12 protein-coding genes are annotated in these 6,759 nt (G+C 49.9%); all 12 read left to right on the forward strand.

Translation table 11 applies throughout. The annotated features are described in order from the left end of the window. Window positions 1–598, forward strand: a 598-nt coding sequence (locus E1189_RS03695) for a recombination-associated protein RdgC (RefSeq protein ID WP_196221165.1), incomplete at its 5' end; no start/stop codon positions are given. Then, window positions 595–1,203 carry a hypothetical protein gene (locus E1189_RS03700; RefSeq protein ID WP_155158722.1) on the forward strand — a complete coding sequence of 203 codons (609 nt, stop codon included), beginning with the start codon at window positions 595–597 and terminating at the stop codon, window positions 1,201–1,203. The genes E1189_RS03695 and E1189_RS03700, both read left to right, overlap by 4 nt. Beyond that, window positions 1,200–1,514, forward strand: a complete 315-nt coding sequence (locus E1189_RS03705) for a hypothetical protein (RefSeq protein WP_155158723.1) — start codon at window positions 1,200–1,202, stop codon at window positions 1,512–1,514. Before E1189_RS03700 ends, E1189_RS03705 begins: the two co-directional genes overlap by 4 nt. Next, entirely contained in the window at window positions 1,511–1,714 is a 204-nt protein-coding gene (locus E1189_RS03710) for a hypothetical protein (RefSeq protein WP_155158724.1), read from the forward strand. Before E1189_RS03705 ends, E1189_RS03710 begins: the two co-directional genes overlap by 4 nt. Then, the gene (locus E1189_RS03715) at window positions 1,711–3,090 is read left to right on the forward strand and encodes a DNA cytosine methyltransferase (RefSeq protein ID WP_230460121.1); all 1,380 of its coding nucleotides are present in this window, start codon (window positions 1,711–1,713) and stop codon (window positions 3,088–3,090) included. Before E1189_RS03710 ends, E1189_RS03715 begins: the two co-directional genes overlap by 4 nt. Then, a complete protein-coding gene (locus E1189_RS03720) occupies window positions 3,087–3,380 on the forward strand; it encodes a hypothetical protein (RefSeq protein WP_155158725.1) in 294 nt (97 codons plus the stop codon). Before E1189_RS03715 ends, E1189_RS03720 begins: the two co-directional genes overlap by 4 nt. A gap of 219 nt (window positions 3,381–3,599) precedes the next feature. Beyond that, window positions 3,600–3,950 carry a hypothetical protein gene (locus E1189_RS03725; RefSeq protein ID WP_155158726.1) on the forward strand — a complete coding sequence of 117 codons (351 nt, stop codon included), beginning with the start codon at window positions 3,600–3,602 and terminating at the stop codon, window positions 3,948–3,950. A gap of 78 nt (window positions 3,951–4,028) precedes the next feature. Next, a complete protein-coding gene (locus E1189_RS03730; RefSeq protein WP_155158727.1) occupies window positions 4,029–4,310 on the forward strand; it encodes a hypothetical protein in 282 nt (93 codons plus the stop codon). Window positions 4,311–4,394: 84 nt separating this feature from the next. Further along, window positions 4,395–4,685, forward strand: a complete 291-nt coding sequence (locus E1189_RS03735) for a hypothetical protein (protein ID WP_155158728.1) — start codon at window positions 4,395–4,397, stop codon at window positions 4,683–4,685. 73 nt (window positions 4,686–4,758) lie between these two features. Next, window positions 4,759–5,112: a DUF551 domain-containing protein gene (locus E1189_RS03740; RefSeq protein ID WP_155158729.1), complete on the forward strand. Its 354-nt coding sequence runs from the start codon at window positions 4,759–4,761 to the stop codon at window positions 5,110–5,112. A 368-nt stretch (window positions 5,113–5,480) separates the two neighbouring features. Then, a complete protein-coding gene (locus tag E1189_RS03745; RefSeq protein WP_155158730.1) occupies window positions 5,481–5,693 on the forward strand; it encodes a DNA-binding protein in 213 nt (70 codons plus the stop codon). Window positions 5,694–5,710: 17 nt separating this feature from the next. Next, the coding region (locus E1189_RS03750) for a tyrosine-type recombinase/integrase (RefSeq protein ID WP_155158731.1) at window positions 5,711–6,759 on the forward strand (1,049 nt) is incomplete at its 3' end.

Genomic DNA, 6,759 nt, shown 5'->3' on the forward strand with positions numbered 1-6,759 from the left:
CCTTGATCTGTTGCCCCGCGCCTTCACCCGTCGCATCCGTGTACGGGCATGGATTGATCTGAAAGCCCGGCGGTTTGTTGTGGATGCGTCCAGCTTTCGCAAAGCTGAAGAGCTCACCAGTCTTGTACGCTCCGTTCTCGGCTCTCTGCCCATCGTGCCACCAGCACTGAAACACTCACCTGCCAGCACTATGACCCGCTGGCTGGAACACCCCACATCAGTACCGCACATGATGAAGCTGGGGGACAGCGTTCTGCTGAAAGACCTGGGTGACGATGGCGGCGAGATCCGCGCCAAGCGCCAGGATGTTCTCAGCGACGAGATTCTGAGTCATATCCGAACCGGCATGCAAGTGAGTCAGCTGGATATGCATTACGACGCGGCCTGCACTTTCAAGCTCAATGATGACCTGCGCCTGAGCAACTTCAAGTTTACTGACACGCTGCTGGAACAGTCAGACAGCCTGAACGCAGATACCGAAGCCGAACGCTTTGATGCGGATATGACGCTGATGTGCAGCACGCTGGCAGGGCTGATTGATGATCAGTTTATGGGGTTGGGTGGTTTGGAGCATCAGAGTGATGAGGTGGCGGCATGAGCGATAAAGCAAATACCCTCGCAAACGGGGCTGACCTGAACAAGGAAACCTTAGCTGACTTCGTGAAGCGACTGCACCACGACACAAAGGGTGAAGGCGTTAGAGATCACTGTACAGCTGACGCTATTTTCATCGTACAGGCTCGTCGGTTTATTTTCGGAATAGACCTCGATTATGACGCCAAGAAGGTTGTAATTGTTGAAGACTCGCATTGGGAGTTTCCTGCTGATTACTGGGAAGACCTTGACGATGAAGGTCAGGCAGAACTGAATGCTCTCGCCACTGAAGAGAAAGGTTTTGAGTGCGACTTTGAAGATCTAGATGAAGGCGAGCAATGGGACATGCTTGCTGAGCAAGAAGATCACACTGTCACTGGAATGTCTGAAACATGGGAGTACGTCAATTCACACTTCACCAAGGCAGCTGCTGAACGCTTTATTAAGCGCAAGAGACACGATTACCGAGATGGTATTCGAGTTTATGTTGATGCTCAGACTTATTGCTGGGAGTTCAACACGATTAAGGAGGCATTTCTTTCTGGCGCCCTGACTGTTGCTGAAAGCAAGAAAGCCAATGAGGCAACAGATGTCGAGGTGACGGCATGAGCAAGCGCAAGAACCCTAATGACATGCCAGAAGTGCCAGTCTCTACTGACTGCATGATTATTGTTGCAAGCATCACTCTGCTGGCCCTGCAAATAAGCACCAACAAAAGCAACAGTTTGGTTGTAACCGTAACAGTGAGCGGCGCTATTGATCACGTTGACGTATGGGTGAGAGATGAAGCCATTGCTGATCCGATTGAACGCACGGTGTTTAACGCCAGCGTTTACCTGAAGTACAAGCCTTCAAAGAAGTGGTTGCAGGATGTTGAGAGCAGAATGCTGGCGCTTATCGGTGAAGAGGAGGCGGCATGAGCAAGGAAAAACGCGTACCTCCGCAAGAGGCAGCCAGAAATCACGCTCGCAAAACTGCACTTTCCGGTAGGGGGGGGGCTGAACTTTGCCCATACCGTTCCAAGTCATGGCAAACAGTGTGGCTCAGGGAATTTGAGAAAATGAAACAAATCAATCTTTTCCCTGGTATGACAGTTCAAAATTCGGGTGATGACCAATGAACCACTACCGCACTGATACCCAGTTTGGAATGAACTTCGGCGAGATTGATGTGGACAATTTCGCCGGAGGTGGTGGAGCCTCAACCGGCATTGAGGCAGCGCTGGGTAAGCCTGTTGATATTGCTATCAACCACGATCCTGCAGCTATCTCTATGCACACGGTGAACCATCCAAACACCAAGCATTACTGCGAAAGCGTTTGGAAGGTTGACCCAGTGAAAGCCTGCAATGGTCGCCCTGTTCGCCTGGCATGGTTCAGCCCGGATTGCACCCATCACAGCAAGGCTCGTGGTGGAAAGCCAAGAAAGAAGAACATTCGCGGCCTTGCCTGGGTAGCCGTTCGCTGGGCTAAGCGTGTGCAGCCCCGCATCATCATGCTGGAGAACGTGGAGGAGTTTCAGGAGTGGGGGCCACTACTCGAGAATGGTAAGCCCTGCCCTGCTCGTAAGGGCGAAACCTTCAAGCAGTTCGTCCACAAGCTGGAATCCCTTGGATACCAGGTTGATTACCGCGAGCTGCGCGCCTGCGACTATGGGGCTCCAACTATTCGAAAGCGCCTGTTTTTGATTGCTCGCCGTGACGGTTTACCGATCGTATGGCCGGAGAAAACCCACGGGGATGGCACGGGTCAGCCATACAGAGCAGCTGCAGAGTGTATTGACTGGTCAATCCCTTGCCCGTCCATCTTCCTGACGCGAGAACAAGGCAACGCACTGGGTGTTCGCCGCCCTCTGGCTGAAAACACCCTGAAGCGAATTGCCAAAGGTGTTCAGAAGTTTGTGCTGGAGAGCAACCGACCATTCATAGTGCCTATCGCCAATTACAACGGTAGCACTATCGCACAAAGCGCTGATGAGCCACTGCGCACGATCACAGCATGGCCGAAGGGTGGAAGTTTTGCCCTGGTAACCGCATTCATCGCCAAACACTACACAGGCGTTACCGGTAGCAATATTCAAGAGCCATTGCACACCATAACTGCAGCAGACCATAACGCATTAGTTACCATGGAAGCAGAGGTTGATCCTGTCACGTGCGGTAACATCAAAGCATTCCTTGTGAAGTACTACGGCGCTGGTGTGGGTCAGCCTATCAATGAACCTCTCCACACCATCACTGGGCGAGACACCTTTGGGCTGATCACTATTAAGGGGCAAGCTTACCGTATCACTGATATTGGTATGCGCATGCTTCAGCCACACGAGCTGTATCAGGCACAAGGCTTCCCTGCTGATTACGTTATCAATACGGACGCTTCCGGAAAGCCGTTCACCAAGAAAGACCAGGTAGCCAAATGCGGCAACAGTGTATCGCCTGTCGTTGCCGAGGCACTGGTGCGAGCCAATGTTAAACATCTTTCGGAGGTTGCAGCATGAGCAGCCGTGCTAATGGTGCAGAAGCCCTGACAGCAAAACAAAAAGCCAACCGTGCTTACTACGCCCGCAATGCGGAAAAGATCAAAGCTCAGAAGAGAGCAGCGGCCACCAGCAAACGTGCGGTTAAGCAAACGAATAAGCGCCCGCTTGTTGTGAAAACCCGCCCAGCTGTGAAAGCGCCGCGAAAAGTCACGGCCCGATCCGAAGAAGTTCAGCGTATGAAGGTGAGAAAGCGTATTGAGGATTACCACCTTGCGCGGGAGCTGGGGATTGGGGTTGAGGAGCTGTAATTATGAGCGGCATTACATGGGGCGTTAACGGAAGAGGAGAAAGGCACTTCCTCTGTGCGCATTGCGAAATCGTATTCGGCCCTATTGATCCCGAAGTCATAAATCACAAATGCGACACAACAAAACCCAAACATCAAAACCGGGACAAGCTGGCTCCTTGCCACCCTAAGGCCAGAATGAATTTCGCGTGTAACACCGAACTAACTAAGGAATAGGTGTATGGAACTACAGAGAGTGCGTGAGATTGAAGACCTGATCGCTCAGAACAAAATGACCGCTGCACAGGTTTTCACCCAAATGAAGCAGTTGGTTTACAGGGAGGCACCCTGCTATGCCATGTGTGAAAAAGCAGCTTATGAAGCTGAAATCAGGAAGTTGAAAAGCCTTCTAGAAAAAAATTCCACTATGTCGGCGGCTGCTCCAGTCATGCTGAAAGCTCTGAAGCAGGCGCGAGATGATTTAAATAGGCGCGCTGACTTCCATGGCAAGGATACTGTCGAGCTGGGTTTTACTGCCTGGTATGACCTGAACAGGGCTATTGAGATAGCGGAAGGCAAAGAAAGCGCATAACCGAGAAGCATGTGGGGCAGCGTAGCTGTCCCAACGATGCGGTTGTTATGTGTCTCTCATCAATAAAGGAATAACTAAATGCAAGTAACAAATCACATAGAACTTTTGGGGCTGAAGGCAGAGGATTCTGTAACAGGATTTAAGGGCGTAATCACATCAGTTTCATTTGATCTTTACGGATGCGTTCAGGCTGTAATCACTCCCCCAGTTAATAAAGACGGCGAAGTTCAGTCTGGCAACTGGTTTGATGTTTCTCGAATAAAAATAAATGGCAAAAAGCCAGTAATGCAACGACCTGATTTTATTGCTGGATATATCGCAGAAGGAAAAAAAGGGTGTGCGGATAAGCCGTTACCTTGACACATAACCGTTTGCTAATGACGGGCGCACGTAGTGTGTCCTGACCATTGAGTTGTTACACGCAGATTCAACGGATAGTGAAAGATGGCGAAAGATAATGTTTTAACATTCCCAGCAAGGCTGGAGCATCTGAGGCAGAAATCACGGCTGGCCGATTATCTGCGAACAATGGCTGACTACATAGATTCGGATGCGACTGAGTGTGAGCCGGAGGCGATTTTAATGGTGTTGTCTGGCGACAAATACCATGAGGTTTTAGGTATAGGGCACGACGATAAAGAAGGATTGTTTGGTGAGGCAGCAGCTTCTGCATTCTCGCACTCTCGTTGTACTTACAACCGACGTGGCGGAAACAAATATGACCGGCGCGTGTAACCGTTTGGCATGTGGGGCACCGAAGGTGTCCCAACGATGCGGTTGTTACACGCGATAATTCAGGAATAAGAATATGCCAGAAGAATTAAAACCTTGCCCATTTTGTGGGACTGCTCCACGGGCAGACATGCCAACAAACACATACTGCGAATATGCGGAGTGCGCCATTTGCGATTTGGAAATGGAACGCGGTGAATGGAATCACCGAGCATCTCAGTGGATAAGTGTTGAAAGAAAGGTGCCAGATGTGGGGCAGGTTGTTTTGGTGTATCGCCCAGAGGCGGATAAATCACACGATAATTTTGTGCGCATGGCTAAGTACACAGGAGTTGATAATTACTCCCCGCAAAATGTTAAGCACCAGTTTGATTGCTGGTGTCATCCTACACACTGGATGGCTATACCGAAGTTAGAAGTAGACGTGTAACCGTTGACTAATGACGGGCGCACGCAGTGCGTCCAGCCCATTGAGTTGTTATGCGTGAAACTGATAACTGGAGATAACTATGAAACTTTACAGATGTACTGATGGTACTCGGATAAACCCAACGAATGTCACGCACACATACCAGTACAAAGAAGAAAACAAATTCGTTGTGAAATTCTCGTTCCTTGGTGGAACTGGTCGAGAGCTTTTATTTGATCGATATGCTGATGCGGAACTGGAGATCGAGGCTTACGAAGAGCACTGCGAGACGTACGCATAACACGTTCTTATACGGAGCAAGGCCGCATAAGCAAATTATTTGTTGCTTATGCGGAAACAAAAAACAGGATAGTTAGGAGAAAAGAACAATGAGGTTAGTTCCAATAGATAAGTATATTGGCCTGCGCTTCCCTCTTGGTGGGCCTCACCCAGTTACTGTCCGCACGTGGTGCCGGAACGGAGATCAGCCCGGCGCTGTCAAACGTGGCAACATTTGGTTCATTGATCTGGATATAGAAGAGAACACCACAGGCAACTCACTGGTAGATGCCGCGCTTCAGGCACGCCGCAAAGCGTCCTGAGAAGGAAAGGCAGTAATATGGCTCGCAAAAGTCAGAAGGGACTCCCACCCTACTTAAATGTCCGTAACGGATATTTCTACTACAACAACCCCAAAGCTGGTTTTTATAACCAGCCCATGGGGAGAGACCGTCTCCTGGCTATCAGTGCAGCCCGCCAACTGAATGCCATGGCAAAACCGGATGTTGGCAGCCTGGTAGAAAAGACTCTGAACCCAGCTGCAAAAACAGTTAAGGATGCAATCGACCGCTTCAAGGAAGACATTCTCCCAAACCTGAAGTTGGGTGACAGATCAAAGCAGGAAATGGGATACAGGCTAAACCGGCTCGAAAAAGATATCGGTAACCGGGTTCTGGACGCAATGACGGTTCAGAACGTAGCTGAATACCTGGATTCCAATTTTTACGGCGATGGTTACAAACAGCATCGCACCGTTCTGTCTCGCGTTTTCAGAATTGCCATGACAAAAGGCTGGTGCAGAGAAGACCCTGCAGAGAAGACACTGCCAACACGCAATGCTGAAAAAGTAGAGAAGAAGCGCCAGCGACTCAAGAAAGAGCAGCTGGATATTATCTACGAAATGGCAGACCCGTGGCTCAAGATCGCGATAGACCTCGCGCTGATCACCCTCCAGCGGAGACAGGATTTAGTAAAGCTGAAGTTCTCTGATATTAAAGACGGCCGCCTTTATCTCGTTCAGCAGAAAACAAAAGACAGAACAGAGTGTGCCCGGCTCTCAATCGCTGTAAGTCCGAATCTGGCAAAAATTATCAATAAGGCTCGCATGACCGGTATCGCCTGCCCATACATCATTCACCGCAAACCAGATCGCCGGAAGTCCAGAGAGAACGAAACCAAACAACACTGGGCAGCTGTCAGGGAAAGTTACCTGACCAGAGCGTTTACAAAAGTACGAAATAAAACAGGGCTGTTCGACAACATCCCAGAAGATGAAAGGCCAACATTCCACGAGCTGCGTTCACTGGGTGGAGACTTGTACAAAAAGAAAGGCTGGTCGCTTGAGCAAGTGCAAAGCCTGATGGGGCATGCTTCAGAAGGTATGACAGA

Origin of the sequence: Parendozoicomonas verongulae, assembly GCF_009711465.1 — a bacterium.
Lineage (GTDB): Bacteria > Pseudomonadota > Gammaproteobacteria > Pseudomonadales > Endozoicomonadaceae > Sansalvadorimonas > Sansalvadorimonas verongulae.

Bases quoted from the DNA above. Each gene is read 5' to 3' on its own strand.
- E1189_RS03715 (WP_230460121.1), top strand. From the start codon at position 1,711: ATGAACCACTACCGCACTGATACCCAGTTTGGAATGAACTTCGGCGAG.
- E1189_RS03740 (WP_155158729.1), top strand. From the start codon at position 4,759: ATGCCAGAAGAATTAAAACCTTGCCCATTTTGTGGGACTGCTCCACGG.
- E1189_RS03705 (WP_155158723.1), top strand. From the start codon at position 1,200: ATGAGCAAGCGCAAGAACCCTAATGACATGCCAGAAGTGCCAGTCTCT.
- E1189_RS03710 (WP_155158724.1), top strand. From the start codon at position 1,511: ATGAGCAAGGAAAAACGCGTACCTCCGCAAGAGGCAGCCAGAAATCAC.
- E1189_RS03700 (WP_155158722.1), top strand. From the start codon at position 595: ATGAGCGATAAAGCAAATACCCTCGCAAACGGGGCTGACCTGAACAAG.
- E1189_RS03725 (WP_155158726.1), top strand. From the start codon at position 3,600: ATGGAACTACAGAGAGTGCGTGAGATTGAAGACCTGATCGCTCAGAAC.
- E1189_RS03735 (WP_155158728.1), top strand. From the start codon at position 4,395: ATGGCGAAAGATAATGTTTTAACATTCCCAGCAAGGCTGGAGCATCTG.
- E1189_RS03720 (WP_155158725.1), top strand. From the start codon at position 3,087: ATGAGCAGCCGTGCTAATGGTGCAGAAGCCCTGACAGCAAAACAAAAA.
- E1189_RS03745 (WP_155158730.1), top strand. From the start codon at position 5,481: ATGAGGTTAGTTCCAATAGATAAGTATATTGGCCTGCGCTTCCCTCTT.
- E1189_RS03730 (WP_155158727.1), top strand. From the start codon at position 4,029: ATGCAAGTAACAAATCACATAGAACTTTTGGGGCTGAAGGCAGAGGAT.